1 pseudogene is annotated in these 1,043 nt (G+C 73.5%); it reads right to left on the reverse strand.

The features are described 5' to 3' along the window. Positions 1-1,043: pseudogene (locus ACEN88_RS32540) on the reverse strand (ABC transporter permease); the annotation flags it as partial.

A 1,043-nucleotide genomic window follows, 5' to 3' on the forward strand; every position in this document is an offset into this window, starting at 1 on the left:
GCGCACGTCGAGGCCGCGCTGCGCAAGCTGCCGTTCGGCGCCGGGCGCGGCCCACAGTGCGGCATCGGTGACCGTCGTGTCGCCCGTCAGCGCGCGATAGTCATCCAGGAGCACGACGACGGAGCCGGTCTGGTTGGCATAGTCGCGCCAGACGCCGGCGATGAAGAAGGGCTGCGGCCGGCCGCCCAGCGGCAGGTCCAGCGTCTGGCCGGCCTTCACGCGGTACAGGTCCGTCATCGCTTCCGACACCCACACGGGCCGGGCTCCCGCGGGCACCGGGGCCGGGTCGCCGACGAGGGCCAGCATCCGTCCCGGATCGTTCGCATCGATATCGCGCGCGACGAGCACGATGTTCGGGCGGGCCGGGTCGAGCGACAACGGCCGCGTGCGCAGGAACGCGGCGCGCGCGACACCGGGCACGCCGGCCATGGCCGCCTGTTCCGGCGCGCCGAAGCCGCCCGTGTTGCCGCCGGCGCTGCTGCGCACGTACAGGTCGGCCGGCAGGATGTGCAGGATCCAGTCGTCGACGGAGACGCGGAAGCTCGCGACCATGATGCCCATCGCGACCATCAGGCTGAAGCTTGCCAGTACGCCGCCCAGCGCGATCGAGGCCTGGCCCGGCGCGTTGGCGAGGCGCGCCATTGTGAGTGCCAGCACGGGCGAGTGGTCTTCGCGGCGGCGCAGCGCGCGGTCCAGCTGCCGGAACGCGGAGGCGGCCAGCCGCGGCATCAGGCCGATGCCGCCGATGAGCAGCAGGGCGACGGCGCAATAGCCGAACAGCGGCAACCCGAATACGGGTGGCGCGAACGCGCAGGCGCCGGCGAGCAGCAGGCAGACCAGGGCGGGCCAGATGCGGTTGAGGCGCTCCAGCGCCGTCTCGTCGTTGCCGGACTTGAGCGCGATGGCGGGACGGGCACGGGCCGCTTCCAGCGCGGGTGCCGCGCAGCCGAGCAGCGCGACGCCGAGGCCCAGGCCGAAGTAGACGAAGGCGGCGCCGGGCGCGAATTGCACGCGCGGCTTCACGCCGGGGAAGTAGCCGGCAC

This window comes from Massilia sp. CT11-108 (genome assembly GCF_047302915.1).
Classification (GTDB): Bacteria; Pseudomonadota; Gammaproteobacteria; order Burkholderiales; family Burkholderiaceae_D; genus Telluria; species Telluria orientalis.